This window comes from Streptomyces tateyamensis (assembly GCF_003205575.1).
Lineage (GTDB): Bacteria > Actinomycetota > Actinomycetes > Streptomycetales > Streptomycetaceae > Kitasatospora > Kitasatospora tateyamensis.
On the sequence record NZ_PYBW01000047.1, the window covers coordinates 11,922 to 36,840 of the forward strand.

Sequence of the window (24,919 nt, forward strand, 5' to 3'; positions counted from 1 at the left end):
CCCGAGGAGAACTCCCATGCAGGACCAGATCCGTGGCTTCGTGCTGGCCGCACTGACCGCGATGAACTACGACGTCTCCGAGGCGACCGGCCAGACCGACCTCGGCCCGGCCGGACTGGACCTGGAGTCGCTGGCCCTGGCCGACCTCGCGGTGCAGGTCGAGGAGGAGTTCGGGGTGCGCTTCGACCTGGACGACATGGAGAGCACCGCCCTGATGACCATCGACGAGTTCACTGCCGAGGTGGCCCGCCGGGTCGAGGCGGCGCCGGTGGGCGGCCCCGCGTGACGGTCACCCGGGAGGCGGTGCTGGAGATGCTGGCCGCCTTCGGCGAGCGGGCACCGCAGCAGGTCGACGAGGAGATCGGCTCGCTCGAACTGACCTGGCTGCTGTCCGAGGCCGAGCAGCGCTACGGCGTCGAGCTGGACCCGGAGAGCCCGGAGCTGGCCACCGTGCACACGGTGGGGCAGGCCGTCGCGGCGCTGCAGACGCTGGTGCCGCCTCAGGCGGCCCTCGCCCCGTCGCGGCCCCCGGCATCCGCTCCCGCCGCACCGTCCGACAGCCCGAGCAGCTCCAGTACCAGGGCCCTGGGGGTACCTCCCGGCCGCAGGCCGGGGGAGCCGCTCCTCGACGGGCAGAGGCTGCCTGACGCGGCACCGGTTGCCGACGTATGACTGCGGTACCGGTGCTGGTGACCGGGTTGGCGGTACGGTCGGGGACCTTCGCCCCGGTGACCCGGTTCGACGTGTCGAACCGTCAGGCCGTGGTGGCCGCCACCCAACCGGGGGACCCGGACCTGGCGGGGCAGTTGGCCGAGGTGCTCACCGAGGTCGGCGTCCAGGGCTCGCCCGTGCTGCTCGCACTGCACGGGGACGAGCGGGCGCGGCCGATCACGGCCGGGCTCGCCGCCCGGTTCGGCGTCGACCCGCGGGTCTACACCGGCGCCTGCGTCGCCGCCTCGACCGCCGTCGCGGACGCCGCCGCGCTGATCGCGGCCGGCCGGGCCGAGCGCCTGGTGGTGGCGGCCGGCTACCTGGTGGAGCCGGACACCTTCGCGGTCTTCGACGCGGGGCGGGCGCTGTCCCGCAGCGGCGTGCTGCGTCCGTTCAGCCGGGGGCGGGACGGACTGCTGCTCGGCGACGCCGTGGTCGCCCTCGCGTTGGAGGCCGGGCCGGCCGCCGGGCGGTCCGCACTGGCCCGGATCACCGGCTGGGGCCGGGCCGGGGACGGCTACCACGTCTGCCGGCCCGATCCGAGCGGGGCGGGGCTGGCCCGGGCGATCCGGGCCGCGCTGGACCGGGCGGGCGTGGGCGCGGCGCAGGTGGGCTGGCTGAACGCCAACGGGACGGGTTCGCCGATCGGCGACGCGGCCGAGGCGGCGGCGCTGGCCCTGGCCTTCGGCGAGCAGCTCGCCGAACTGCCGGTCAGCTCCACCAAGAGCCTGCACGGACACGCCCTCGAGGCTTCCGCGCTGCTCGAACTCGCAGTGACCATAGATGTGTTGGCAGAAGGGAAGGTGCCGGTGAACGCCGGGTGGCTGGGGCCGGACGAGCAGTGCCGGCTGAACGTGGTGGTCGACGCACCGCGTACCCTGGCCGCGCCCCACCTGCTCACCGTCAACTCCGCGTTCGGCGGCGCCAACACCGCGCTGCTGGTCGGTGCGCCGTGATGGTCGAGCTGGCCCGGGCGGCCTGGCCGGAGCCCGGGGACACCGAACTGCCGCGGCTGGCCGGGTTCACCGTGTCCAGTTTCAACCCGCTGGTGGCCGAGACCGCCGACCGCTGCCTGACCCGGTGGCACGGCGCGGCCCCGCTCGGCGCCGTCGGGCGGACCGCCCTGGTGCTGGTGAGCAGCAGCGGCGACGTGGGCACCGCGCGCGCCATCGCCGGTGCGGTCGCGGACGGGCGCCGGGTGCCGCCGCTGCTCTTCTTCCAGTCCAACCCGAACGCCGTGCTCGGCCACCTGGCGGCCCGCTGGCTGCTGACCGGCCCCGTGTTGGCGCTCGGCAGCGGCGGCGAGCCGGTCGGGCTGGCCGAGGCCGAGCTGTTGCTCAGCGGCGGCGAGGCCGACCTGGTGCTGCTGGTCGCCGCCGAACAGGCCACCGCCGACGGGGAGTCGGACCACGCCACCGCGGTGCTGCTGGCGCCCGCCCACTGATCTTCCGTTCCAGACGAGAGAGCGATCCCATGAGCAACCGCAGTCTCCGCGCCGTGCTGGCCGCGGACGAGCAGCTCGGCGCCGGCAACGTCCTGACCACCCGGATGCGGCTGGACCTGGACGTCGACGCGCCGGCGCTGGCCTTCGACACGCCCGTCGACCAGTACCCGGCCCGCCTGTCACTGACGGTACGTCAACTTGACGAACTGGTAAGGGGTCGGGCCGCGGCGCTGGCCGAGCTCGGGATCCGCCCGCGGGACCCGGTGGTGGTGTTCGCCACCGCCGCCGCCGACCAGGTGCTCGGCTTCCTGGCGCTGGCCCGGCTCGGCGCGATCCCGGCGCTGCTCAACCCGCTGCTCGACGCCGAGCGGGCGGCCCGCTACATCGCCCGGCTCGGCGCGGTCGGAGTGCTGGCCGACGCCGAGCACCGGGTGGCGCTGGCCGACGCCGAGCTGGCCGGCACCCCGCTGCTGCCGGAGCTCGACGGCGACCCCGACCAGGCGCCCGAGCCCTACCCGCACTGGTCCGGCGACCCGGTGGCGATCACCCACTCCTCCGGCACCACCGGCCTGCCCAAAGCCGTGCTGCACTCGCACGAGAGCCTGTTCGCCGCGATCCGGCACCGCTACTCGCTGCCCCGCGCGCAGGGCGCCGACCGGGTGCTCAGCGCACTGCCGGCCGCGCACGCCGCCACCTTGATCGCGGTCAACCTGGCGCTCGGCTCCGGCGCCGAGCTGCTGCTGCTCTCCCAGCCGAGCGGCGCCCAGGTGCTGGACGAGATCGAAAGCTGGCGACCGCACGGCGTCTTCGGCTTCGCCGCCACCTGGGCGGCGCTCGCCCGGTTCGACCTGGCGCGGCGCCGGTTGGACTCGGTCTCGCTGTGGTGGAACACCGGCGACTGCGCGCACGAGGCGCACATCCGCCGCCTGGTCGCGGTCGGCAGCCGGGAGCAGGCCACCCGGGCCGGGCGCACCCGGCTGCCCGGCTCGGTCTTCGTCGACGGCCTGGGCTCCACCGAGATGGGCCACTCGCACTTCTTCCTCACCCACACCCCCGAGTCCCAGCGGTACGGCCGCTGCGTCGGCAAGCCGCACACCTTCGTCGACTGCCAGGTGGTCGGCCCGGACGGCACCGAGCTGGGCCCCGGCGAGGTGGGCGAGCTGATCACCAAGTCGCCGACGCTGGCGCTGGGTTACTGGAACGACTCGGTGACCACCCAGCGCACCCGGCTGCGCGGCTACTTCCGCACCGGCGACCTGGTGCACCGGGACGAGGAGGGCTACTACTACCACGTCGACCGGCTGGTGGACGCGGTCGAACTGCCCGGCGGCGCCCGGTTGTACACCGCGCTGTCGGAGGAGCGGGTGCTGGCCGCCTGCCCCGAGGTGGCGGACTGCACCGTGGTGGCCCGGCGGGTGGACGAGCAGGTGGTCACCGACATCCTGCTGCAGCTGGCCGCCGGAGCCGACCCGGCGGTGGACCGCACCGCCGAGGTGGTCGCCGCGCTGGAGCCGGCGGTGGCCCGCACCGTCCGCCAGGTCAGCGTGGTGGCCGACGCGGCGATCCCGCTGGGGCCCACCGGCAAGGTCCGCAAGGTGCTGCTGCGCGAGCGGCAGCCGGCCGAGCTGGGCGCCCGGTGAGCCGCCCGGCACGGGGCCCGGCCGCGGTGGTCACCGGCCTGGGCCTGCTCACCCCGCTGGGGCGCGGTGCGGACCAGGTGCTGGGCGCCCTGCTGGCCGGGCGGTCCGGGCTGGTCCGCCCGCCTTCCGGGCACCCGGTGGCCGGCCTGCTGACCGAGGCCGGGATCGCCCCCGCGGTGGACGGCGGTGAGGTGCTGCCCGTCACCGAGGCCAGGTGCGTGGACCGGTTCGCACTGCTGGCCCTGGCCGCGGCCGAGGACGCCGTCCAGGACGCGAAACTGATGGTCGGTCAGAACGCGGACCCGCACCGGGTGGCCGTGGTGGTCGGCACCGGCGGCGGTGGCCTGGAGACCTACGAGGCACAGGCCCGCGCCCGCCAGGAGCGCGGCCGCCCGGCGGTCAGCCCGTACCTGCTGCCCGGCATGCTGAGCAACATGGCGGCCGCCCGGATCGCCATCAAGTACGGGATCCGCGGCTACAGTTCGGCTCCGGTCACGGCCTGCGCGGCCGGCGCCCAGGCGGTCGCCGAGGCGCTGCGGCTGATCCGGGCCGACGAGGCGGACGTGGTGGTGTGCGGCGGCACCGACGCCTCGCTGCACCCCACGGTGGCTGCCGCCTTCTACAACTCCCGCGCGCTGGCGTCTGGTTGGGAAGCACCGAAGCTGGCCTCGCGGCCCTTCGACCGGCGGCGCAACGGCTTCGTGCTCGGTGAGGGCGCCGGCGTCCTGGTGATCGAACGGGCCGAGCACGCGGCGGCCCGCGGCGCGGCCGGCTACGCCGAACTGCTCGGCTGGGGCGCCTCCACCGACGCCCACCACCCGACCACGCCGCGCCCCGACGGCGCGGGTGCGGCCGACGCGATGCGAGCGGCGCTGCGCAGTGCCGGGCTCGCCGCCGCCGACCTCGACTACGTCAACGCGCACGGCACCGGCACCAAGCTCGGCGACCGGGCCGAAGCCGCGGCGCTGCGGGCCGTGTTCGGCGAGCACGGCCCGGCCGTCAGCTCCACCAAGGGCGCCTTGGGCCACCTGCTCGGCGCGGCCGGCGCGGTGGAGGCCGCGATCTCGGTGCTGGCGCTGGCCGGCCGGGTGCTGCCGCCCACCGCCAACCTGGACGAGGTCGACCCGCAGTGCGAGCTGGACCACGTCCGCACCACCCGGCGCGGACCGCTGCGCGCCGTGCTCTCCAACTCCTTCGCGTTCGGCGGCCACAACCTCTGCCTGGTCTTCGGCCCGCCGCCCACCCCCGTCACCAAGCACCCCGTGGGAGACCCCTCGTGACCGTGCAGGACATCGCCTACGTGGAGTTCCACGTGGCAGACGCGGACAAGACCGCCGTCGGCCTGGCGACCGACTACGGCTTCGCCCTGCGCCACCTGCCCGGACCGCAGCGCCCGGGCACCACCGCCCGGCTGGCCGTGCAGGGCAGCGTCCGGCTGGTGCTGGTCAGCGCCGCGGACCCCGAGCACCCGGTGGCCGAGTCGGTGCGCCGGCACGGCGACGCGGTGGCCGCGCTCGCGCTGCGCTGCACCGACCCCGGCGCGGTGCGGGCGGCCGCGCTGGCGGCCGGGGCCGTCGAGCTGCCGGAGCGCGGACTGGTCGGCGGCTTCGGCGAGTTGGCGCTGCGTCCGGTCGCCGCCGACGACCCGGTGCTGGCCGCGGCCGGCCCCGCCGGGCTGCTGCGCTCGCTGGACCACGTGGCGATCTGCGTGCCCGGCGGCGAGCTGGCCGGCACCGTCGACTACGCCGCCCGGGCGCTGGGACTGCGCGAGATCTTCGGCGAGTTCATCGAGGTGGGCGCGCAGGCGATGGACTCCAAGGTGGTGCAGAGCGAGTCCACCGGGGTGACCTTCACCCTGCTGGAGCCGGACCTGAGCCGCGAACCCGGCCAGATCGACGCCTTCCTGGCCGGCCACGGCGGCACCGGCGTGCAACACCTGGCCTTCGAGACCGGGGACATCGCCCGGGCGGTGCGCGAGAGCACCGAGCGCGGCGTGGAGTTCCTCGTCACCCCCGGTGCCTACTACGAGCAGCTCGCCGAGCGGGTGGCCGAGTGCGCCATCCCGGTGGAGACCCTGCGCGAGCTGCACATCCTGGTCGACGAGGACCACGGGGGCCAGCTGTTCCAGATCTTCGCCCGCTCCACCCACCCGCGGCGCACCTTCTTCCTGGAGCTGATCGAGCGGCGCGGCGCCGGCACCTTCGGCACGGCGAACATCAAGGCCCTCTACGAGGCGGTCGAGCGCCAGCGCGCCGCCGCCGGCGACCACTGACCGACGGGAGGATCGGCGCGATGACCGACCTGACAACCGAGCTGACGACCGAGCTGACGGCCGAACTGACAACTGAGCCGGCGACCGAGCTGACGGCCCCCCGGTTCACCCTCACCGAGCAGGAGGCGGCACTGCTGCCCAGCAACGGCGAGGTGCTGGGGTACCTGAAGCACGGCTGGTACCTGTCCCGGCGGCTGTTCAGCGACGCCGAGCTGGACACCCTGCAGGCCGCCACCGAGAGCTACTACGCGGGCCTCAAGGACCGCGAACTCCCGCTGCGCCCGCCGAACCTGGCCGCCTGGACGCCCGCCGACGGGGAGGTGCAGCGGCACAACGACTACGTGCACTACGAGAGCGAGGCGATCCGCGAGATCCTCTGCAAGCCGCTGCTCGGCGCGGTGGCGGCCCGGCTGGCCCAGGCCGAGCAGATCCGGGTCTTCCAGGCCACCCTGATCCTCAAGCCGCCGAACCCGGCCGAGCCGAGCAACCTGGTGCCCTGGCACTTCGACAAGCACTACTGGCAGACCTCCACCTCGCAGCGGATGCTCACCGCCTTCATCCCGTTCCACGACTGCGGCACCGAGCAGGGCACCATCACCATGGTGGACGGCAGCCACCAGTGGCAGGAGCTGCCGGGCGGCGACGACTCCAGCCGCCACTTCGCCCGCCGCGACCGCTCCGAGCTGGAGGAACTGCTGGCGCGAAACGCGGAGTTCAACGGCGCCGAGGTGACCAGGATCCCGGTGCAGATCCCGCGCGGGCACGTCTCCTTCCACCACTGCCGCACCTACCACGGCAGCGGGCCCAACCTGGCGAGCCACCCGCGCCGGGCCGTCTCGCTGCACCTGCAGGACGGCGGCAACCGCTACCGGCCGTTCCGGCGGCCCGACGGCACGCCGGTGGTGTACAACCACGACGTGCTGGTGCGGCGCACCGCGGACGGGCAGCCGGACTACGCCGACCCCGCGTACTGCCCGGTGGTCTGGCAGGAACCGCGGTGACCCAGGTCTCCTCGCCGACGCTGGAGACCCCGGCCGAGCGGTACCGGATGATGCGGCTGATCCGGGAGTTCGAGACGCGGGCGCTGGCGCTGGTCCGCGAGGGGCTGATCGTCGGCGGGACCCACCCGTACACCGGGCAGGAGGCGGTGGCGGTCGGCGTCTGCGCGGCGCTGCGGACCGGCGACCAGCTGACCAGCACCCACCGCGGCCACGGCCACGTGCTCGCCAAGGGCGCCGACCCGGGGCGGCTGCTGGCCGAACTGCTGGGCCGGGAGAACGGGTTGAACCACGGACGGGGCGGATCGATGCATGCTGCCGACCTCTCGCTCGGCATCCTGGGTGCCAACGGCATGGTCGGCGCCGGCGCCCCGATCGCGGTCGGCGCCGCCTGGGCGGCGGGGCGGCGCGGCCGCGACACCGTGGTGGCCGCCTTCTTCGGCGACGGCGCGTTGAACCAGGGGGTGCTGCTGGAGTCGCTCAACCTGGCTGCGATCTGGCGGGTGCCGGTGGTCTTCGTCTGCGAGAACAACGGCTACGCCACCACGCTGCCGGCCAGTGCCGGGGTCGCGGGCAGCGCGGTGGGGCGGGCGGCGGCCTTCGGCATCCCGGCCGAGACGGTGGACGGGATGGACGTGGCCGCTGTCGCCGCGGCGGCCGGGCGCGCGGCGGCCCGGGCCCGGGCGGGCCAGGGGCCGAGCTTCCTGGAGTGCCGCACCTACCGGTTCGAGGGCCACCACACCGTGGAGCGGCGGATGAAGCTGAGCTACCGGGACGCGGCCGAGGTGGCCGCCTGGCGGGCGCGTGACCCGCTGCTGCTCGACCCGCCCGCCGAGGCCGCGTCGATCGATGCCGAGGTGGCCGAACTGCTGGACCGGGCCGAGGAGTTCGCGCGGGCCGGGGCGGTGCCGGCGGCGACCGGGGCGAGCCGCTACCTGTATGCCGACGGGCTGCGGGCCAGGGCGGGGGCGGGCGCATGAGTTGGCTCTCCTACCCCAAGGCGCTCAACCGGGCGCTGGCCGACGCACTGGCCGAGGACGAGACGGTCTGCGTGCTCGGCGAGGACGTCGGCGCCGGGATGGCCGGGGTCACGCTCGGCCTGCGGGACCGGTTCGGGGCCGGCCGGATCGTCGACACCCCGCTCTCCGAACAGGCCTTCACCTCGATGGGGGTGGGGGCGGCGCTGGCCGGGATGCGGCCGGTGATCGAGCTGCAGATCCCCTCGCTGCTCTTCCTGGCCTTCGAACAGATCGCCAACCAGGCACACAAGTTCTCGTTGATGACGGGGGGTCAGGCCAGGGTCCCGCTGACCGTGGTGGTTCCCGGCTCGGGCTCCCGGCTCGGCTGGGCCGGCCAGCACTCGGACCAGCCGTACAGCCTGTTCGCCCACGTCGGGGTGAAGACCGTGGTGCCGGCCACCCCGAGCGACGCCTACGGCCTGCTCGCCACCGCGATCCGCGACGACGACCCGGTGCTGCTCTTCGCGCCGGCCGGCGCGCTGCCGGTGCGCGAGGACGTGGTGGCGCCGCTGGTCCCGATCCCGCTCGGCTCGGCCCGGATCCACCGGCCCGGCACCGAGGTGACGGTGCTGGCGATCGGCCACCTGGTGCACGAGGCGCTCGCGGTGGCCGAGGAACTGGCGGGGGAGGTGGACATCGAGGTGCTCGACCCGCGCACGCTGCACCCCTTCGACTGGGAGGCGCTCGGCGACTCGCTGGAGCGCACCGGCCGCCTGGTCGTGCTGGACGACGCCAACCGCAGCTGCGGCTTCGCGGCCGAGGTACTGGCCACCGCGAGCGAGGAGTTCCGCCTGGTCGCCCCACCGCGCCGGGTGACCCGCCCGGACGGCGCGGTGCTGCCCTTCGCCCCCGAGCTGGACCGCGCGCTGCAGCCGAGCCGCGAGCAGCTGCGGACAGCGGTCCGGGGGGTGCTGAAGGGGGGCTGGGCCTGGTGAAATCCGGTGGTCGGCGCCGGCCCGGGCTGCTTGGATCCCGGCATGACGACTGAGCTGCCCGAAGGCTACGAGATCTCCACCGACCCGGCCCGGCTGGACCGCGAGCTGGTCCACCGCTGGCTGGCCGAGGAGTCGTACTGGGCGAAGGGGAGGCCACGGGACAAGCACGAGCAGGCGGTGGCCAACTCGCTCAACTTCGGGCTCTACGAGGCCGGCACCGGCGCCCAGGTCGGCTATGCCCGGGTGGTCACCGACCGCGCCACCTTCGCCTGGCTCTGCGACGTCTTCGTGGCCGAGGCGGCCCGCGGCCTGGGCCTCGGCACCGCCCTGGCCGCAGCGGTGCGCGACGAACTGATGCCCCTCGGCCTGCGCCGCGTGATGCTGGCCACCCTGGACGCGCACGGCGTGTACGCGAAGGTCGGCTTCGAGCCGCTGACGGTCACCGAGAAGTGGATGCTCCTCGGTGAGCAGTGACCTGAGCGAGCGGGCCCGGCTGCTCTGGGCCGGGCTGGGCCGGGCGGACTTCCCCGAAGCGGGCGTGAGCGTCGTGGTCTCCCCGGACTCGGGGCTCTGCCCGCCGGGGTGGTGCGGGGCGGTCACGCTCGGGGACGGCACGCTGGTCACGGCCCCCACCGACCGGGCGGCGCAGCGGCTGCGCGCCGTGCCGGTGGCCGACCTGGCCCGGCACCCCGAGGCCACCGAGGTGATCGGCCCCGCCCACCTCGCCTACCTGGACCGGGCCGAGTTCCGCCCGATCGGGCAGCCCGCCGTGCACCTGCCCCACGACGACCCAGCCCTGGTCGCGCTGCGCGCCAGGGCCACCGCGCCGGAGGCGGACGAGACCGACCTGGCGAACCTGAGTTTTGCCGTCCTCGCCCCGGACGGACGGGCCCTGGCGGCGGCCGGGTACCACGTCTGGCCCGGTGGCGCCGCCCAGCTCAACGTCTTCGCCGACCCCGGCGAGCGCAACCGGGGCCATGCCCGGTCCGCCGCCGCTGCGGCCGTCGCCCATGCGCTGGCGGCCGACCTGCTGCCGCAGTGGCGGGCGCGCCCGGCGGCCTCGCGTCGGGTGGCCGCCGGGCTGGGGTTCCGGGAGCTCGGGGTCCAGTACTGCCTGCGGCTGCCGACGGAGTGACCGGCTCACTTCGCCAGGGTGGCAGCGACCAGGGCGTTGGCGTGGCCGTGGCCCAGGCCGTGGTCGGACTTGAGCCAGGCGACCAGCTCCATGTGCTTGGTCAGCGGGGAGGAGCGGATCAGCTCCTGCCACTGCGTGACCGGGCGGCCGTACTTCTGCTCGATCGCGGGGAAGTAGCTGGCGGGGTCCTTGACCGGCTGGGTCATGGTGTTCTCCTTCGCAAGGTGCGGCGCGTGCTGGCCTGCCACCAGAGTGCGGGCCGGCACTGACACTCAGGCCCGCCACTCGACCGCCGGGGGCACCACCCGCCCGCACAGCGGGTGGCCCTTGGCGTCGGTGAGGGCGAGCCGGCCCACCAGCAGCCCGGATGCGCGGGCGGCGGCGAGGACCGGTGACGGCACGTCGGCCAGCATCAGCTTGGCGCGCCGGAACATCCGTGCCTGCTCCTCACCCGGCGGCCGCCCGAGCCAGCTCAGGTAGACGAACCGGCCGCCGAGCCGGTTCTGCACGTACGGGCCGCGCAGCTCGCCCTCGGCGGTGAACTCGCAGGGCAGCGCCCAGCTCACCGCCTCGGCGTCCCCGGGCTGGGGGTCGAGCAGGTCGGCGGGCCGGTCCCGGCGCTGGACGGCGACCTCGATCGCCGCGGCCCCCGGGAACCGGAGCCCGGGCCCGCAGGTGCGGCCCGGCAGGGTGTGGCCCTCGATGCGCAGCTGCATGGCGTCAGTGTGCCAGCAGGCGGCGGACCTCCTGGTCGGTGGTCTGGTCGAAGTCCTCGTAGTACTGCCCGACCGCCTGGAAGTCCGCCGGGGTGCTCAGGCAGACCAGGTCGTCGGCGAGCGGGCCCAGCAGCCGCAGCGCCTCGGGGGCGGTGACCGGGAGGGCGAGCAGCAGCTGGGCCACCTCGCGGCGGCGCAGCACTGCCATCGCGGCCCGCACCGTCGCCCCGGTGGCCACCCCGTCGTCGACCACCACGACCGAGCGCCCGGCCAGCTCCAGCGGCGGCGCGGCGCCGCGCAGCAGCTCGGTCCGCTCGGCGACCTCCAGGGCGGTGGCGTGCGCCAGCCGCTCCAGCTGGTCGGGCCCGATGCCCAGGGCGGTCACGATGTCGTGGTTGAACAGCCGGATCCCGCCCTCGCCGACCGCGCCCAGCGCCAGCTCCGGCTGGCCGGGTGCGCCGATCTTGCGGACCACCAGGATGTCCAGCGGCGCGCCGAGCGCTTCGGCCACCTCGTGGGCGACCGGCACCCCGCCGCGCGGCAGCCCCAGCACCACCGGGTCGTCGGCCCGCCAGGCGGCCACCCGCTCGCCCAGCAGCCGTCCGGCCTCGGTCCGGTCACGGAACCTGGTCCGCCGGCCCGAGTCGTGGAACGAGTCATGGAAGACGGTCATCTGCTTCACCTCCTTCCAGCCTGCCACTCGAACGAGCGGTGAGCGCAGCGACACGCGGCACCCCCTACTGCAACCGGCCGCCGCTCCGCTACCGTTACCGCCACGAGAACGTCCCCCGCGGCACAGCGCTGTGTCCGCGCCCTCTGAACTCCCCTTGAGGTGCGCGCAGATGAGGCTCACCCCCCACGAGCAGGAACGCCTGCTGATCCACGTCGCCGCCGAGGTGGCCGCCGCTCGGCGGGCCCGCGGGCTGCGGCTCAACCACCCCGAGGCGGTCGCGGTGATCACCTCCCACCTGCTGGAGGGCGCCCGGGACGGGCGCAGCGTCGCCGAGCTGATGGAGTCCGGTGGCCGGGTGCTCTCCAGAGCCGACGTGATGGACGGGATCGCCGAGATGATCCCCGACGTGCAGGTCGAGGCGACCTTCCCGGACGGGACCAAGCTGGTCACGGTTCACGGACCGATCCGGTGACGGCCGAACAGGAAGTGATCCCGGGTCAGATCCTCTACGGCGAGGGCGCGGTCACGCTCAACGCGGGCCGCCCGGTGACCAGGCTGGTGGTCCGCAACGGCGCGGACCGCCCGGTGCAGGTCGGCTCGCACTACCACTTCGCCGAGGCCAACCCCGGGCTGGAGTTCGACCGCGAGGCCGCCCACGGGCTGCGGCTGGACGTGCCGGCCGGCACCGCGGTGCGGTTCGAGCCCGGGATCCCGATCGAGGTGGCACTGGTGCCGATCGGCGGCCGGCGCGAGGTGCCCGGTCTGCGCGGCGCGGTCGGCGGGCGGCTCGATGGCTGAGCTCTCGCGCGAGCGGTACGCCGAGCTGTACGGGCCGACCGCCGGCGACCTGATCCGGCTGGCCGACACCGCGCTGCTGATCGAGGTGGAGCGGGACGACTGCGCGGGCGGGGACGAGGTGGTGTTCGGCGGCGGGAAGGTGATCCGCGAGTCGATGGGCCAGGCCCGCACCGCCCGGGCCGAGGGCGCGCCGGACACCGTGATCACCGGCGCGGTGGTGCTGGACCACTGGGGCGTGGTCAAGGCCGACGTCGGGATCCGCGACGGCCGGATCACCGCGCTCGGCAAGGCCGGCAACCCGGACACCATGGACGGGGTGCACCCGGGCCTGGTGATCGGCCCGGAGACCGAGGTGATCTCCGGCAACGGCCGGATCCTGACGGCCGGCGCGATCGACGCCCACGTGCACTTCACCGCGCCGCAGCTGGCGGCCGAGGCGATCGGCTCCGGGATCACCACCATGATCGGCGGCGGCACCGGCCCGGCCGAGGGCACCAAGGCCACCACCGTCACCCCGGGCGGCTGGCACCTGACCCGGATGTTCGCCGCGCTGGACGGGCTGCCGGTCAACATCGGGCTGACGGCCAAGGGCAGCACCGTCAATCCGGCCGCGCTCCACGCCCAGCTGCGGGCCGGCGCGCTCGGGTTCAAGATCCACGAGGACTGGGGCGCCACCCCGGCCGTGATCGACGCCTGCCTGCGGGTCTGCGAGGCCACCGGCGCGCAGCTCGCACTGCACACCGACACGCTGAACGAGGCCGGCTTCGTGGCCGACACGCTCGCCGCCATCGCCGGGCGCGGGGTGCACGCGTACCACACCGAGGGCGCCGGCGGCGGCCACGCCCCGGACATCATCACCGTCGTCGGCGAGCTCAACATCCTGCCCAGCTCGACCAATCCGACCCGCCCGCACACCGTCAACACGCTCGACGAGCACCTCGACATGCTGATGGTCTGCCACCACCTGAACCCCTCGGTGCCCGAGGACCTGGCCTTCGCCGAGTCGCGGATCCGGCCCAGCACCATCGCCGCCGAGGACATCCTGCACGACCTGGGCGCGATCTCGATCATCAGTTCCGACTCGCAGGCGATGGGCCGGATCGGTGAGGTCGTCTGCCGCACCTGGCAGACCGCGCACTGCATGAAGCTGCGGCGCGGCTCGCTGCCCGGCGACGGCCGGGCGGACAACCAGCGGGCCCGCCGGTACGTGGCCAAGTACACCATCAACCCGGCGGTGGCCCACGGGATCGACCACGAGGTGGGGTCGGTGGAGCCGGGCAAGCTGGCCGACCTGGTGCTCTGGTCGCCGGCCTTCTTCGGCGTCAAACCCGACCTGGTGCTCAAGGGCGGCCAGATCGCCTGGGCCCAGCTGGGCGACGCCAACGCCTCCATCCCGACCCCGCAACCCGTGCTGCCGCGGCCGATGTTCGGCGCCTTCGGGCGGGCCCCGGCGGCCAACTCGGTCAACTTCACCTCGCAGCAGGCGCTGGCCGACGGCCTGCCGGAACGCCTGGGCCTGGGCAAGGCGTTCAGCGCGATCCGGGACACCCGGGGCGTGACCAAGGACCAGATGGTCAACAACAGCGCCCGCCCAGACGTGCGGGTGGACCCGGACAGCTTCCGGGTGACCATCGACGGGGAGCTGGTGGTGCCCGCACCGGCCGCCGAACTCCCGCTCGCCCAACGTTACTTCCTCTTCTGATGACGGCCGCCCTGCTGCTCCTGGCGGACGGGAGGTTCCCGGCCGGCGGGCACGCCCACTCCGGTGGCGCCGCCGCCGCGGTGGCCGCGGGCACGGTGACCGACGTGCCCTCGCTGGAGCGGTTCCTGCTCGGGCGGCTGCACACGGTCGGGCTGACCGCCGCCGGGCTCGCCGCAGCCGCCGCCCGCACCGCCGACCCCGCCGAGCTGGCCGAACTCGACCGGGCCACCGAGGCCCGCACCCCGTCCGCGGCGCTGCGCGCGGTCAGCCGCCGGCTCGGGCGCCAACTGCTGCGCGCGGCCCGGGCGGGCTGGCCCGCCGACGCCGGGCTGGCCGCACTGCCGGCCGGCACCCACCACCCGGTGGTGCTCGGCACCGCCGCCCGGGCAGCCGGCCTGACCGACCGTCGGGCCGCCGAGCTGGCCGTCCACGAGGCGGTCAGCGGCCCGGCCACCGCGGCGCTGCGGCTGCTCGGCCTGGACCCGTACCAGCTGGTGGCCGTGCTGGCCCGGCTGGCCCCCCAGCTCGACCTGGTGGCCGAGCGGGCCGCCACCGCCACCCGGCTGCCCGCTGCCTCGGCACCGCTGCTCGACCTGTACGGCGAGCGGTACGACTCCTGGAAGGTGAAACTCTTTGCATCGTGACCACATCGCGGACGAGTCCGGCGCCCCCGTCGTGAGCGCCGCGCCGCCCGGGCCCCGCCGGGCGCTGCGGATCGGCCTGGGCGGTCCGGTGGGCTCCGGCAAGACGGCCACCGTCGCCGCACTGTGCCGGGCGCTGCGCGCCGAGCTGTCGCTGGGCGTCGTCACCAACGACATCTACACCACCGAGGACGCCGAGTTCCTGCTGCGCCACGCGGTGCTGGCGCCGGAGCGGATCACCGCGGTGGCCACCGGCTGCTGCCCGCACACCGCGATCCGCGACGACATCTCCGCCAACCTGGAGGCGGTCGAGGAGCTGGAGGCGAAGGCCGGCCCGCTGGACCTGGTGCTGGTCGAGTCGGGCGGCGACAACCTCACCGCCACCTTCAGCCGCGGCCTGGTGGACGCGCAGATCTTCGTGATCGACGTGGCCGGCGGCGACAAGATCCCGCGCAAGGGCGGGCCGGGGGTGACCAGTGCCGACCTGCTGGTGATCAACAAGACCGACCTGGCCGAGCTGGTCGGCGCGGACCTGGCGGTGATGGCCCGGGACGCCACCGCCCAGCGCGGCGAGCGCCCGTTCGTCTTCACCTCGCTGGCCGCCCCGGACGGGGTGGCACCGGTGACCGCCTGGGTGCGCGAGCGGCTGGCCGGATGGGGGTGAGCGCGGGGCCGGCCCGGATCGAGGCCGAGCTGGACGGGCGCGGCCGCACCGTGCTGCCGGTGCTCGCGGGGGCCGGCCCGGTGGCGCTGCGACAGTGGCGGCGGCCCCCGCCGGGGGAGCCGGCCGAGGTGGCGATGGTCGGCAGCATGGCCGGCCCGCTCGGCGGCGACCGGTACGGGGTGCGGGTGACGGTCGGTCCGGGCGCCCGGCTGCGGGTGACCAGCGTGGCGGCCACCGTCTCGCTGCCCGGCGACGGCCCGGCCCACTGCACCCTGGAGCTGTCCGTCGCGCCCGGCGGCCTGCTGGACTGGCGACCGGAACCGGTGGTCGCGGCGGCCGGCAGCCACCTGCTGCTGGAGACCCGGGTCGAGCTGGCCGCGGGTGCCGCGCTGCTGCTGCGCGAGGAGCAGGTGCTGGGCCGTCGGCACGACTGGACCAGCGGCGCGGGACCGGGCCGGCTCACCGCCACCCTGACAGTGCGTCAGGACGGGGTCGAGATCCTCGCCCAGCAGACCGACCTGGGTCCGGGGGCCCCGGGCTGGGACGGCCCGGCGGTGCTCGGCCCGCACCGGGCCCTCGGGCAGCTGCTCGCCGTCCACCGGCCGCTGCACCCGCCCGAGGAGGAAGCAGCGCCGGACGGGGGAGCGGTCCTGCTCACCCTGCCCGGCAGCGGCGCCCGGCTGCTCACCGCGCTGGCCCCGGACGCCCTGCTGCTGCGCCGCCTGCTGACCGGACGCGAAGGTCCCGCCCACCGGGAGGCGGACGGGACCGGGGCGACGCAACGGCAGGCTCAGCCGGCCTGCGCCGGGCGGTTGCCCCGCTTGTCCAGCGAGGCCAGGTAGGCGTTGTAGGCGACCAGTTCCGCGTCGCCGTCGCGGTCGGCGGCCCGGTCGGTGCGGGTCGCCTGGCGCTGCTCGGACTTGGCCCACTGGAAGACCAGCGCGATCAGCACCACGGCGGTCGGGATCTCGCCGAACGCCCAGGTGATCCCGCCGGCCGTCTTCTGGTCGGCCATCAGGTCGGTGCCGGGCGGCGCGCCCGCGGCGTTGAAGGTGGTGACCAGCTGGGTGGTGGCCATCATCACCGCCACGCCGAAGAAGGCGTGGAACGGCATCCCCATGAACAGCTCCAAGATCCGCAGCACGTGGCCGGGCCGGTGCGGGCCCGGGTCCACGCCCATGATCGGCCAGAAGAAGAGCAGGCCGGCCCCGAGGAAGTGGACCATCATTCCCAGGTGGCCGATCCGCGACTGCATCAGGTTGTCGAAGATCGGGGTGAAGTAGAGGCCGTACAGGCTCGCGATGAAGAGCGGGATGGTGAAGGCGGGGTGGGAGACCACCTTGACGTACCGGCTGTGCAGCAGTGCCACCAGCAGCTCGCGCGGCCCGCGCGGGCGGCCCTTGCCGGCCGGGTGCAGCGCGCGCAGCGACAGCGTGATCGGCGCGCCGAGCAGCAGCAGGATCGGCGCCAGCATGCTGAGCACCATGTGCTGGATCATGTGCGCGCTGAACAGCACCATGCCGTAGTCGTTCAGCCCGGAGCAGGTGACGGCGATCACCGTCAGCACGCCGAGCACCCAGGCGATGCTGCGGCCCACCGGCCAGGAGTCGCCGCGCCGCAGCAGCCGGACCACGCCCGTGCCGTACAGGCCCAGCGCCAGCAGGCTGCCGAGCAGGAAGGGCCAGTCGGGGGACCAGGCGAGCACCGAGTGCAGCGAGAACGGGCCGAGCATCCCGCCCCCGTGGTGGTGCATCCCCGTCATGCCGTCCATCGGCGGTCCCGCTTTCCCTCGTGCCCGGGGACGACCGGTGCCGCCGCGGGTCCGGTTCGTCCGTTTTTCGGGCTCCACACTACGGGCGCCCCGGGGCCTCCGGACGCGCGGGGGCCCCGGGCCCCCGCCGGGTGGCGGGAGCTCGGGGCTCAGGGGCACCGCTCGTGGGTCAGGAGACGTTGAGCGCGGTGTCGTCGACCACGAAGCTGGTCTGCAGCGAGGAGTCCTCGGTGCCGGTGAACTTCAGGGTGACGGACTTGCCGGCGTAGGAGGAGAGGTCGAAGGACTTCTGCACGTAGCCGGTGGCGGCGTTGACGTTGGAGTAGGTGGCCAGGGTGGTGGTGTTGGCGGCCACGGTCAGCTTGTCGTAGGCGGTCGAACCGGTCTCGGCGGTGTCGATGTGCAGCCAGAAGCTGAAGGTGGCGTGGCAGCCGGCCGGGATGGTGACGGTCTGGGACAGGGTGTCGGTGTGGGCGGAGCCGTAGCCGTTCATCCAGGCCTTCCAGGACCCGCTGTGGGCGGCCTCGGAGGAGCTGTTGTCGATGACGCCGGCGGAGGCGGTCCACGGGGCGGCGCTACCGGTCTCGAAGCCGGCGTTGCCGAGCAGCTGGCCGGCGGTGCAGCCGCCGCCACCGGCGGGGTTGATGGTCCAGGAGAAGCTGGCCGAGCCGCTCGCGTTGGTGGTGTCCTTCGCGGTGACGGTGACCGAGGAGGTGCCCGCGGTGGTCGGGGTGCCGGAGATCAGGCCGGAGGAGGCGTTGATCGACAGGCCGGCCGGCAGGCCGGTGGCCGAGTAGGTCAGGGTCTGGCCGGAGGCCGAGTCACTCGCGGTGACCTGCAGGCTGGCCGCGGTGCCCACGGTGCCGGTCTGGCTGCCCGGGTTGTTCACGGTGACCGTGTTGCCCTGCGAGCCGCCGCCCACGATCGGGTGCGAGATGGCGCAGGAGTTGGTGTCGTTGGACCAGCTGGCCTGCTCCGAGTAGGTCCCGAAGGAGCCGAAGGAGATGTTGGCCGCGCCGCCCGCGGTGCCCGGGGAGAGCCAGGCGCACTCGTCGGAGTTCTCCTGGCCGTTGTACGAGCTGCCGGAGACGTGGTTGGTCCAGCCGCCCGCCGGGTTCTGGTCGGAGAGCGTCTCGTGCCACTCGTGGCCCAGGGTCATCGTCCAACCGTCGAGCGTCCCGGGGGAGTTGACGAAGCCGACGCCGCAGCCCGCGCCCGAGTCCATGTTGTACGGCTGGTTGGAGAAGGCGAAGTCGCCCACGTCCGAGCTGACCGCGCCGCCGGTGAGGGTGGAGTCACCGTTGTAGTCGTGCCAGGCGCAGTACTGGCCCTGGTAGTTGTCCGGGTTGGTGCCGTGCGGCGACAGGATCACGTAGTACGCGTGCCGGTTCGAGGCCGCCGTGGTGTTGCCGAAGTGGTGCGCCGCGTTCAGCGCCTCCTGGCCGAGCTGGTGGCCACTGGCCGCGGACGGCGAGGCGGCCGAGTTGTCGTACCAGACACCGGCCAGTACGCCACCGCTCTGGTACGGGATGAAGTTGGCGTTGCTCGGGCAGCTGACCGCGCCGGAGGCCACGTTCGGGCCGTCGCACCACTGGGTCAGCTCGGCCGACCAGAGCTCGTTGTTGGTGCCGATGCCCTTGAACATCTGCTGGGCGGCACCGGCGGCGCCGGCCGAGTCGCCGGAGAACTTCGCGTTGCCGTTGGCATCGGTGCTCTGGGTGCCCCACTGGTTACCGTAGAACACCAGGTAAACCTGGGACTTGGCGCCGCTCATGACGCCGATGCCGTCGATCCCGCCGCCGTAGGACAGGGTCTGCGGGCCGGTGGCCGCGTGCGGGGCCGGCATCGAGGCGAGTGACTCGTTGATCCGGTTCTGCTTGTCGATGGTCGGCATCACGTGCTGACTGTGGTTCGTCGAAGCCGAGTTGGTCACTGCGGTGCCGGTCTGCGCGACCGCCTGGGGTGCGGCGAAGGCGAGCATGGCGCCGGTGACGAGCGACAGCGATGCGAGGCCGGTCATGGCTACTCGTGCCGCGCCGCGGAAACGGGGGGTGCCCATGGTGTGGGGGGTTCCTCTCTCCTGCCGATCGCCCCGCGCCGGTCGGCGCGGGCGGGGTCGGATGCGTGGGACAGGACGACGGGCGCACCAGTGGTGCGGACCGGAGGTGACTGCAGGGCGCGGGAGCGGAGAGCAACGGAGAAAGCACAGCGCTCTCGTCCTGCTCCGGTGGGGGAGTGGTACCTGCCGTGCCGAAACGCACGGTTTCTTACGGTCTGACAGGTGGTGCGCCGTTCGCTGCGGTGAAGCAAACCAGAGTTGGCGAAGCCCGGTCAACGGTGCGGACGGGCTTTTCGTCTACCGACCGACCGATCGGTCGAGACGATCTCGGACAGACCGGGCCGAGGGGGCGGGTTCCGGACCATCCTGAGATGGCGTTAAACCCGCCTGGCGCGGAGTGAATCGGTGCCCGAGAATGTCACGCCGCCGGCCGGGTCGCCGGGCCGCACAGCTGCGGTCCGACCCCGCAGCCCCGCGGCGGGGTCGGCCCCCAGCACCGTGACGGCGCCGCCGGGATCCAGCCAGACGCGCTTGCCTCCGGCAAGCCGAACCTGACGGGTTTTCGCGGCGGCGGTTCGTCAGCGCCCCCAGCGCACCGGCAGCGCCACCGGCCCGCGGGTGATCCCGTACGGGTGCCAGCTCAGTTCCTCCACCGGGACCGCCAGCTCCAGGTCCGGGAACCGGCGCAGCAGCGTGCCGACGGCGACCTCGCCCTCCAGCCGGGCCAGCGGGGCGCCCAGGCAGTAGTGGATGCCGTGGCCGAACGAGACGTGCCGCGGGTCGGGCCGGGTCACGTCCAGCACGTCCCCGCCCTCGACGTCGCGCCCGGCCGCGGTCAGGCCGAGCTGGACCACGTCGCCGCGCCGGATCTTCGTCCCGGCCAGCTCCAGGTCCTCGGCGGCGAACCGGAACGGGGCGAACTCCACCGGGGCGTCGAAGCGCAGGAACTCCTCGACCGCGCCAGGCAGCAGCGCCGGGTCGGCCCGCAGCAGCTCGGCCTGCTCGGGGTGGGTGAGCAGCGCGAGCGCGGCATTGGCCAGCAGGTTGACCGTGGTGTCGTGCCCGGCCACCACCAGCAGTGCGGCGGTGCCCAGCAGTTCGACGTCGGACAGCCGCCCGTCCTGCTCGTCGTTGACCGCGACCAGCGCCGAGAGCAGGCCCTCGTCCGGCTCTGCCCGCTTGGCGTCCAGCAGTCGGGCGAGGTAGTCGCTGAGCTTCTGCGCCCCCTCGCGCTGCAGGTGCACCGGAGCGGTGATCGCCTCGTGCGACCAGCTGCGGAAGTCCTCGCGGTGCTCCTCGGGCACCCCGAGCAGCTCGCAGATCACCGTCATCGGCAGCGGGCCGGCGAAGGCGGCCACCAGGTCCGCCTGCCCGGCCGGGGCCATCGCGTCCAGCAGCCGGTCGGTGATCTCCTGCACCCGCGGGCGCAGCAGCTCGGTGCGGCGGCCGGTGAAGGCGCCCGCCACCAGCTTGCGCAGCCGGGTGTGGTGCGGCGGATCGGCGGTCAGCATGTTGCCGCCGAAGCCGCTGCCCGGCTTGTTGCCGGTGAACCCGATGGCGTCCAGCGCCTCCTGGGCGGTGGCGGCGTCCTTGACCAGCGCCGGGTGGACGGCCGCCTCCCGGACCGCCTGTTGCCCCACCACCAGCCAGACCTCCAGGCCGCTGGGCTGGCGCACCCGCTGCACCGGCCCGGCGGCCCGCAGCCGCTGGTAGTGCTGGTGCGCGGTGCTGCGGAACTCGGGGGAGATGGTGGCGGCTATCGGGCAGCCGCCGGCCGAGCCGGCGTCAGGAGTACTCACAGTGTCCATGGGGGCACTGTAATCCGTCGGTGCGTCAGCTCTCTTGCGAAACCAGGGTGTTCGCGTTCCGCCGGCCGGCCGCCGGATGCCCCGCCGCAGGTCGGCGGGGCGTCCGAAGGCTCGCGCGGCCGTCAGATGACGGTCTCGGCCTCGACGTAGCGGTCGGCCGGCACGGTCTTCAGGTCCGCGACCGCCTCGCCCAGCGGGACCAGGTTGATCTGGGTGCCCTGCAACGCGGTGATGTGGCCGAAGGCACCCTTGTGCGCGGCCTCCACCGCGTGCCAGCCGAACCGGGTGGCCAGCACCCGGTCGTAGGCGGTCGGGGTGCCGCCGCGCTGGGTGTGGCCCAGGATCACCGGGCGGGCCTCCTTGCCCAGGCGGTGCTCCAGTTCGCCGGAGAGCTGGGTGGCGATGCCGGTGAACCGCTCGTGGCCGTAGATGTCCCGGGTGCCCTCCTCCCAGTGCATGGTGCCGGGCTCCGGCTTGGCGCCCTCGGCGCAGACCACGATGGCGAACTTCTTGCCGCGCTCGAAGCGCTCCCGGACCACCTCGGTGAGCTTGTCGATGTGGAACGGGCGCTCCGGCACCACGATCGCGTGGGCGCCGGCCGCCATGCCCGCGTTGAGCGCGATCCAGCCGGTGTGACGGCCCATCACCTCGACCACCATGACCCGCTGGTGCGACTCGGCGGTGGTCTTCAGCCGGTCCAGCGCCTCGGTGGCCACCGAGACGGCGGTGTCGAAGCCGAAGGTGACGTCGGTGCAGGCGATGTCGTTGTCGATGGTCTTCGGCACGCCGACCACCGGCAGGCCCGCGTCGCTCATCAGCTTGGCGGCCTTCAGGGTGCCCTCGCCGCCGATCGGGATCACGGCGTCGATGCCCAGGTCGGCGCAGTACTTCTTGGCCCGCTCGACCCCGTCGCGCAGGTGGCTGGGCTGGACCCGGGACGAGCCCAGGATGGTGCCGCCCTGGGCGAGGATGCCGCTGACCGAGTCGAGGGTCAGCGGGCGGTGGACGCCCTCCAGGAGACCGCGCCAGCCGTCCTGGAAACCGATCACCTCGTCGCCGTGGTCGACCACCCCCCGGTGGACCACGGAGCGGATCACGGCGTTCAGGCCGGGGCAGTCGCCACCGCTGGTCAGCACACCAATACGCATCTGTCTCTGCAACTCCCCTGGGGGCACCGCCAGCCGCTGGGCCGGCGGTAGAACCGGACAGCCGGACCACCGCCTGGTGAGGGCGGGACCAGATAACGGACATTCAACCCGAATCTGATCGTAACTACCCGCACCTCCGGCCAGGTGGCGGGCAGGCGCGGGGGCGGCGTCGTCGGCGCGCCCGCGCGGTTTTTCAGCCGGTTGCCGAGGAGGGTGTGCATCCGGTGTAGCTCATTGTGGTACTTCTGCGCCGGCCCGGCTCCCGGCGCCGGATGTTGGACATCCGGGCGCCGGGAGAAGTTCACCGGTCGGGCGTCAGGCGGGCTGCCGGGTGGCGGCGATCCGCTCGGCGCGCAGCGCGTCGTACCAGGTGGTGTCGGCCGGCGGCAGCGCGTTCACGTCCAGCGCCAGCTTGATCAGCAGGTCGGCCACGGCGGGGTTGCGGGCCATCACCGGGCCGTGCAGGTAGGTGCCGAAGACGGTGTCCCGCCAGGCGCCCTCGGTGCGGCTGCCGTCGCCGTTGCCGCCGCCCGCGGTGACCTGGGCCAGCGGTGCCACGCCCTGGCCCAGGTGGGTCACGCCCTGGTGGTTCTCGAACCCGGTCAGGGTGGGCAGGTTCAGCCGCGGGTCCGGCTCGGCCAGCACGTCGCCGACGCTGCGCGCGCCCTCGCCGCGGGTGGACCAGACGTCCAGCAGGCCCAGGCCCGGCTCGCGCTGGCCCAGGTCGTTGATGAACTCGTGGCCCAGGATCTGGTAGCCCGCGCAGACCGAGAAGACGATCGCACCGTTGTCCACCGCGCGCGGCAGGCCCGAGTCCTGGCGCAGCCGCTCGGCGGCCAGCCGCTGCGGGCGGTCCTCGCCGCCGCCGATCAGGTAGATGTCACCGCTGGTCGGCACCGGCTGGTCGGAGCGCACGTCGATCCGCTGCACGTTCAGCCCGCGCTGGCGGGCCCGGCGCTCGACCACCAGGGCGTTGCCCCGGTCGCCGTAGGTGCTGAGCAGGTCGGGGTAGATCCAGACCAGCCGCAGGCTGCTTTCGCTCATCCGAGAAGGCCTTCCGTAACTCTGCTGCTGCTGCGGCTGCTGCTGCGCCGGCGGGGGCGGCGGCGCGGCGGGCTGGCCGTACGGCTGCGCGGGCGGCTGGCCGTAGGGCTGGCCCGGCTGGGGCTGGCCGTAGCCGGGCTGCGGCGGCTGCTGCTGCCCGTACCCGGGGTGGGGCTGGCCCGGCTGCTGCTGCCCGTACCCGGGCTGCGGCTGGCCCGGCTGCCCGTAGCCGGGCTGCTGCGGCTGCTGCCCGTGCCCCGGTATGGGCTGCTGCGGCTGCTGCGGGTAGCCCTGCGGGGGGCCGAAACCGTCGGGGGTGCTCATCCGCCCGCCACCACCTTGCGCAGCTGCTGGAAGGCCGTGTAGTTGGCGATCGCCTCGATCCGCCCCGGCGGCGCCATCCGGACCGCCTCCTCCAGCGTCTCCACCACGTGGAACTGGAGCCCGGCCACCTCCAGCCGGACCGCCAGGTCCAGCCGGCGCTGCCCCATCACGAAGATCGGGTGCCCGTGCAGCCGCTCGTAGTCCACGTCCCAGAGCCAGGAGGTGTCGGTGCCGTCCGCGTCGAGCGCGTTCACCGACAGCACCACCGGCGCCGGCGGGGCGTCGATCAGCGAGAAGGTCTCCAGCCAGCCGGCGGGGTTCTTGGCCAGCAGCAGCCGCACGTCGCGGCCCTGGTAGTTGACCACGTCGTAGCGGCCGGCCACCGCGGCCACCGACTGCATCCGCTCCAGCGCCACCTGCGGCGGCACACCGAAGACCGCGGCCACCGCGGCCGAGCTGGTCGCGTTGGCCAGGTTGGCCCGGCCCGGCAGCTGCAGCTGGATCGGCCAGGCGGCGCCGTTCGGGTCGATCACGTGGCTGCCCTGCAGCGCCCAGTGCGGCTGCGGGCGGCGGAAGCCGCAGTCCTGGCAGAACCAGTCGTCGCCCGGACGCTGCATCACACCGCCGCAGGACGGGCAGGACCAGGCGTCCTCCTTCCAGGCCTGACCGGCGGCCACCCAGACCACCCGGCTGCAGGAGGAGGCGGCCCAGGTCACCAGCGGGTCGTCCGCGTTGGCGATGATCACGGCCTCGGTGTGCTGCAGGCCCTCGCGCCAGCGCTCGGCCAGCATCCGGGTCTCGGCGGCGCGGTCCAGCTGGTCGCGGGAGAGGTTGAGCAGCGCTATGGCCTTCGGCCTGGTGTCCCGGGCCACCCCGGCCAGGTACTTCTCGTCCACCTCGATCACGCCGTAGCGCGAGTCCGAGCCGCCGGCCAGGGCGGCGGTGATGCCGGCCGGCATGTTGGCGCCCAGCGCGTTGGAGACCACCGGGCCGGCCGCGCGCAGCGCCTCGGCGATCAGCCGGGTGGTGGTGGTCTTTCCGTTGGTGGCCGAGACCAGCACCACGTCGAGGTGCTCGGCCAGCCGGGCCAGCAGGTCGGGGTCGAGCTTGAGGGCGACCTTCCCGCCGATCACCGAGCCGCTGCCGCGGCCGACCGAACGGGAGGCGGCGGCGGCCATCCGGCCCGCGGTGACGGCGAGCTTGGAGCGGGCGGGCAGTGAGGAGTCGCGCGCGCCGGTGGCCGCGGCCTCCGATCCGGTGCCTGGCATGCTCAGGGGTTCCTCCTCTGGCGAACGACCCCCCGGGACGGACGTCGGCGGCGGGCCGAGCCGGTCCACCGCGTCCGGACCGCCGGGTGGCGGGGACGGGCTCAGCCTAACGGCTCCTCGCCACCGGGCCGAGTCGCGGGCCCCCGGTC

27 protein-coding genes are annotated in these 24,919 nt (G+C 74.3%); 18 read left to right on the forward strand and 9 right to left on the reverse strand.

The window, feature by feature from the left end; all coding sequences use genetic code 11:
• Positions 1-16: 16 nt before the first annotated feature.
• Genes C7C46_RS15100 through C7C46_RS15155 form a run of 12 tightly spaced genes read left to right on the forward strand, consistent with a single transcriptional unit; the run spans position 17 to position 10,154 of the window.
• Positions 17-286, forward strand: a complete 270-nt coding sequence (locus tag C7C46_RS15100) for a phosphopantetheine-binding protein (RefSeq protein WP_110669847.1) — start codon at positions 17-19, stop codon at positions 284-286.
• Positions 283-672 (forward strand): hypothetical protein, encoded by a 390-nt coding sequence (locus C7C46_RS35030; RefSeq protein ID WP_181442361.1) that lies wholly within the window; start codon positions 283-285, stop codon positions 670-672. The genes C7C46_RS15100 and C7C46_RS35030 overlap by 4 nt, the downstream gene beginning before the upstream one ends.
• Positions 669-1,667 (forward strand): beta-ketoacyl synthase N-terminal-like domain-containing protein, encoded by a 999-nt coding sequence (locus C7C46_RS15110; protein ID WP_110669849.1) that lies wholly within the window; start codon positions 669-671, stop codon positions 1,665-1,667. The genes C7C46_RS35030 and C7C46_RS15110 overlap by 4 nt, the downstream gene beginning before the upstream one ends.
• Entirely contained in the window at positions 1,667-2,155 is a 489-nt protein-coding gene (locus C7C46_RS15115; RefSeq protein WP_110669852.1) for a hypothetical protein, read from the forward strand. Before C7C46_RS15110 ends, C7C46_RS15115 begins: the two co-directional genes overlap by 1 nt.
• A 29-nt stretch (positions 2,156-2,184) precedes the next feature.
• Positions 2,185-3,795, forward strand: coding sequence for a class I adenylate-forming enzyme family protein (locus C7C46_RS15120; protein ID WP_110669854.1), 1,611 nt, complete (start codon positions 2,185-2,187; stop codon positions 3,793-3,795).
• Positions 3,792-5,075, forward strand: coding sequence for a beta-ketoacyl-[acyl-carrier-protein] synthase family protein (locus tag C7C46_RS15125; protein ID WP_110669856.1), 1,284 nt, complete (start codon positions 3,792-3,794; stop codon positions 5,073-5,075). Before C7C46_RS15120 ends, C7C46_RS15125 begins: the two co-directional genes overlap by 4 nt.
• On the forward strand, positions 5,072-6,067 hold the full coding sequence (locus C7C46_RS15130) for a VOC family protein (RefSeq protein ID WP_110669858.1): 996 nt from the start codon (positions 5,072-5,074) through the stop codon (positions 6,065-6,067). Before C7C46_RS15125 ends, C7C46_RS15130 begins: the two co-directional genes overlap by 4 nt.
• A 20-nt stretch (positions 6,068-6,087) precedes the next feature.
• Positions 6,088-7,068: a phytanoyl-CoA dioxygenase family protein gene (locus C7C46_RS15135; protein ID WP_110669860.1), complete on the forward strand. Its 981-nt coding sequence runs from the start codon at positions 6,088-6,090 to the stop codon at positions 7,066-7,068.
• Positions 7,065-8,045 (forward strand): thiamine pyrophosphate-dependent dehydrogenase E1 component subunit alpha, encoded by a 981-nt coding sequence (locus tag C7C46_RS15140; protein ID WP_245984428.1) that lies wholly within the window; start codon positions 7,065-7,067, stop codon positions 8,043-8,045. The genes C7C46_RS15135 and C7C46_RS15140 overlap by 4 nt, the downstream gene beginning before the upstream one ends.
• Complete coding sequence (locus C7C46_RS15145) at positions 8,042-9,019, forward strand: alpha-ketoacid dehydrogenase subunit beta (RefSeq protein ID WP_110669863.1); 978 nt, start codon at positions 8,042-8,044, stop codon at positions 9,017-9,019. Before C7C46_RS15140 ends, C7C46_RS15145 begins: the two co-directional genes overlap by 4 nt.
• Before the next feature lie 42 nt (positions 9,020-9,061).
• Positions 9,062-9,493 carry a GNAT family N-acetyltransferase gene (locus C7C46_RS15150; protein ID WP_110669865.1) on the forward strand — a complete coding sequence of 144 codons (432 nt, stop codon included), beginning with the start codon at positions 9,062-9,064 and terminating at the stop codon, positions 9,491-9,493.
• A complete protein-coding gene (locus tag C7C46_RS15155; RefSeq protein ID WP_110669867.1) occupies positions 9,483-10,154 on the forward strand; it encodes a GNAT family N-acetyltransferase in 672 nt (223 codons plus the stop codon). The genes C7C46_RS15150 and C7C46_RS15155 overlap by 11 nt, the downstream gene beginning before the upstream one ends.
• A 5-nt stretch (positions 10,155-10,159) precedes the next feature.
• Here C7C46_RS15155 and C7C46_RS15160 read toward each other — a convergent pair whose 3' ends face one another.
• The 3 genes from C7C46_RS15160 to C7C46_RS15170 all read right to left on the reverse strand — a co-directional run bounded on the left by C7C46_RS15160 (position 10,160) and on the right by C7C46_RS15170 (position 11,543).
• Positions 10,160-10,360 carry a DUF4287 domain-containing protein gene (locus tag C7C46_RS15160; RefSeq protein WP_110669869.1) on the reverse strand — a complete coding sequence of 67 codons (201 nt, stop codon included), beginning with the start codon at positions 10,358-10,360 and terminating at the stop codon, positions 10,160-10,162.
• Positions 10,361-10,426: 66 nt separating this feature from the next.
• Positions 10,427-10,870: a DUF5990 family protein gene (locus C7C46_RS15165; protein ID WP_110669871.1), complete on the reverse strand. Its 444-nt coding sequence runs from the start codon at positions 10,868-10,870 to the stop codon at positions 10,427-10,429.
• A 4-nt stretch (positions 10,871-10,874) separates the two neighbouring features.
• Positions 10,875-11,543 carry a phosphoribosyltransferase gene (locus C7C46_RS15170; RefSeq protein WP_110669873.1) on the reverse strand — a complete coding sequence of 223 codons (669 nt, stop codon included), beginning with the start codon at positions 11,541-11,543 and terminating at the stop codon, positions 10,875-10,877.
• A gap of 169 nt (positions 11,544-11,712) precedes the next feature.
• Between C7C46_RS15170 and C7C46_RS15175 the strand changes: the two genes are divergently transcribed.
• The 6 genes from C7C46_RS15175 to C7C46_RS15200 are packed head-to-tail and all read left to right on the forward strand — an operon-like array spanning position 11,713 to position 16,190.
• On the forward strand, positions 11,713-12,015 hold the full coding sequence (locus C7C46_RS15175) for an urease subunit gamma (protein WP_110669875.1): 303 nt from the start codon (positions 11,713-11,715) through the stop codon (positions 12,013-12,015).
• Positions 12,016-12,029: 14 nt separating this feature from the next.
• Positions 12,030-12,341 carry an urease subunit beta gene (locus C7C46_RS15180; RefSeq protein WP_110669948.1) on the forward strand — a complete coding sequence of 104 codons (312 nt, stop codon included), beginning with the start codon at positions 12,030-12,032 and terminating at the stop codon, positions 12,339-12,341.
• On the forward strand, positions 12,334-14,043 hold the full coding sequence (locus C7C46_RS15185) for an urease subunit alpha (protein ID WP_110669877.1): 1,710 nt from the start codon (positions 12,334-12,336) through the stop codon (positions 14,041-14,043). Before C7C46_RS15180 ends, C7C46_RS15185 begins: the two co-directional genes overlap by 8 nt.
• Positions 14,040-14,687, forward strand: a complete 648-nt coding sequence (locus tag C7C46_RS15190; protein ID WP_181442365.1) for an urease accessory protein UreF — start codon at positions 14,040-14,042, stop codon at positions 14,685-14,687. Before C7C46_RS15185 ends, C7C46_RS15190 begins: the two co-directional genes overlap by 4 nt.
• Positions 14,677-15,348 carry an urease accessory protein UreG gene (gene ureG, locus C7C46_RS15195; RefSeq protein ID WP_110669882.1) on the forward strand — a complete coding sequence of 224 codons (672 nt, stop codon included), beginning with the start codon at positions 14,677-14,679 and terminating at the stop codon, positions 15,346-15,348. The genes C7C46_RS15190 and ureG overlap by 11 nt, the downstream gene beginning before the upstream one ends.
• A complete protein-coding gene (locus C7C46_RS15200) occupies positions 15,339-16,190 on the forward strand; it encodes an urease accessory protein UreD (RefSeq protein WP_110669884.1) in 852 nt (283 codons plus the stop codon). Before ureG ends, C7C46_RS15200 begins: the two co-directional genes overlap by 10 nt.
• Here C7C46_RS15200 and C7C46_RS15205 read toward each other — a convergent pair.
• The 6 genes from C7C46_RS15205 to C7C46_RS15230 all read right to left on the reverse strand — a co-directional run bounded on the left by C7C46_RS15205 (position 16,139) and on the right by C7C46_RS15230 (position 24,770).
• Positions 16,139-17,101 carry a cytochrome c oxidase assembly protein gene (locus tag C7C46_RS15205; protein ID WP_110669950.1) on the reverse strand — a complete coding sequence of 321 codons (963 nt, stop codon included), beginning with the start codon at positions 17,099-17,101 and terminating at the stop codon, positions 16,139-16,141. The two genes, C7C46_RS15200 and C7C46_RS15205, sit on opposite strands and share 52 nt — an antisense overlap.
• 187 nt (positions 17,102-17,288) lie before the next feature.
• Complete coding sequence (locus C7C46_RS15210) at positions 17,289-19,139, reverse strand: putative Ig domain-containing protein (RefSeq protein WP_245984429.1); 1,851 nt, start codon at positions 19,137-19,139, stop codon at positions 17,289-17,291.
• Between the two features lie 617 nt (positions 19,140-19,756).
• A complete protein-coding gene (locus C7C46_RS15215; RefSeq protein ID WP_110669888.1) occupies positions 19,757-20,986 on the reverse strand; it encodes a cytochrome P450 family protein in 1,230 nt (409 codons plus the stop codon).
• A gap of 122 nt (positions 20,987-21,108) precedes the next feature.
• Positions 21,109-22,134: a 6-phosphofructokinase gene (locus C7C46_RS15220; RefSeq protein ID WP_110669890.1), complete on the reverse strand. Its 1,026-nt coding sequence runs from the start codon at positions 22,132-22,134 to the stop codon at positions 21,109-21,111.
• A gap of 315 nt (positions 22,135-22,449) precedes the next feature.
• Positions 22,450-23,178, reverse strand: a complete 729-nt coding sequence (locus C7C46_RS15225) for a type 1 glutamine amidotransferase (RefSeq protein ID WP_110669952.1) — start codon at positions 23,176-23,178, stop codon at positions 22,450-22,452.
• 320 nt (positions 23,179-23,498) lie between these two features.
• On the reverse strand, positions 23,499-24,770 hold the full coding sequence (locus C7C46_RS15230; protein ID WP_110669891.1) for a MurT ligase domain-containing protein: 1,272 nt from the start codon (positions 24,768-24,770) through the stop codon (positions 23,499-23,501).
• Positions 24,771-24,919: the final 149 nt, after the last annotated feature.

Coding starts and splice junctions, on each gene's coding strand:
- C7C46_RS15100 (WP_110669847.1), top strand. CDS start 17: ATGCAGGACCAGATCCGTGGCTTCGTGCTGGCCGCACTGACCGCGATG.
- C7C46_RS15110 (WP_110669849.1), top strand. CDS start 669: ATGACTGCGGTACCGGTGCTGGTGACCGGGTTGGCGGTACGGTCGGGG.
- C7C46_RS15115 (WP_110669852.1), top strand. CDS start 1,667: ATGGTCGAGCTGGCCCGGGCGGCCTGGCCGGAGCCCGGGGACACCGAA.
- C7C46_RS15120 (WP_110669854.1), top strand. CDS start 2,185: ATGAGCAACCGCAGTCTCCGCGCCGTGCTGGCCGCGGACGAGCAGCTC.
- C7C46_RS15135 (WP_110669860.1), top strand. CDS start 6,088: ATGACCGACCTGACAACCGAGCTGACGACCGAGCTGACGGCCGAACTG.
- C7C46_RS15145 (WP_110669863.1), top strand. CDS start 8,042: ATGAGTTGGCTCTCCTACCCCAAGGCGCTCAACCGGGCGCTGGCCGAC.
- C7C46_RS15150 (WP_110669865.1), top strand. CDS start 9,062: ATGACGACTGAGCTGCCCGAAGGCTACGAGATCTCCACCGACCCGGCC.
- C7C46_RS15160 (WP_110669869.1), bottom strand. CDS start 10,360: ATGACCCAGCCGGTCAAGGACCCCGCCAGCTACTTCCCCGCGATCGAG.
- C7C46_RS15165 (WP_110669871.1), bottom strand. CDS start 10,870: ATGCAGCTGCGCATCGAGGGCCACACCCTGCCGGGCCGCACCTGCGGG.
- C7C46_RS15170 (WP_110669873.1), bottom strand. CDS start 11,543: ATGACCGTCTTCCATGACTCGTTCCACGACTCGGGCCGGCGGACCAGG.
- C7C46_RS15175 (WP_110669875.1), top strand. CDS start 11,713: ATGAGGCTCACCCCCCACGAGCAGGAACGCCTGCTGATCCACGTCGCC.
- C7C46_RS15185 (WP_110669877.1), top strand. CDS start 12,334: ATGGCTGAGCTCTCGCGCGAGCGGTACGCCGAGCTGTACGGGCCGACC.
- C7C46_RS15200 (WP_110669884.1), top strand. CDS start 15,339: ATGGGGGTGAGCGCGGGGCCGGCCCGGATCGAGGCCGAGCTGGACGGG.
- C7C46_RS15205 (WP_110669950.1), bottom strand. CDS start 17,101: ATGCACCACCACGGGGGCGGGATGCTCGGCCCGTTCTCGCTGCACTCG.
- C7C46_RS15210 (WP_245984429.1), bottom strand. CDS start 19,139: ATGACCGGCCTCGCATCGCTGTCGCTCGTCACCGGCGCCATGCTCGCC.
- C7C46_RS15215 (WP_110669888.1), bottom strand. CDS start 20,986: ATGGACACTGTGAGTACTCCTGACGCCGGCTCGGCCGGCGGCTGCCCG.
- C7C46_RS15220 (WP_110669890.1), bottom strand. CDS start 22,134: ATGCGTATTGGTGTGCTGACCAGCGGTGGCGACTGCCCCGGCCTGAAC.
- C7C46_RS15225 (WP_110669952.1), bottom strand. CDS start 23,178: ATGAGCGAAAGCAGCCTGCGGCTGGTCTGGATCTACCCCGACCTGCTC.
- C7C46_RS15230 (WP_110669891.1), bottom strand. CDS start 24,770: ATGCCAGGCACCGGATCGGAGGCCGCGGCCACCGGCGCGCGCGACTCC.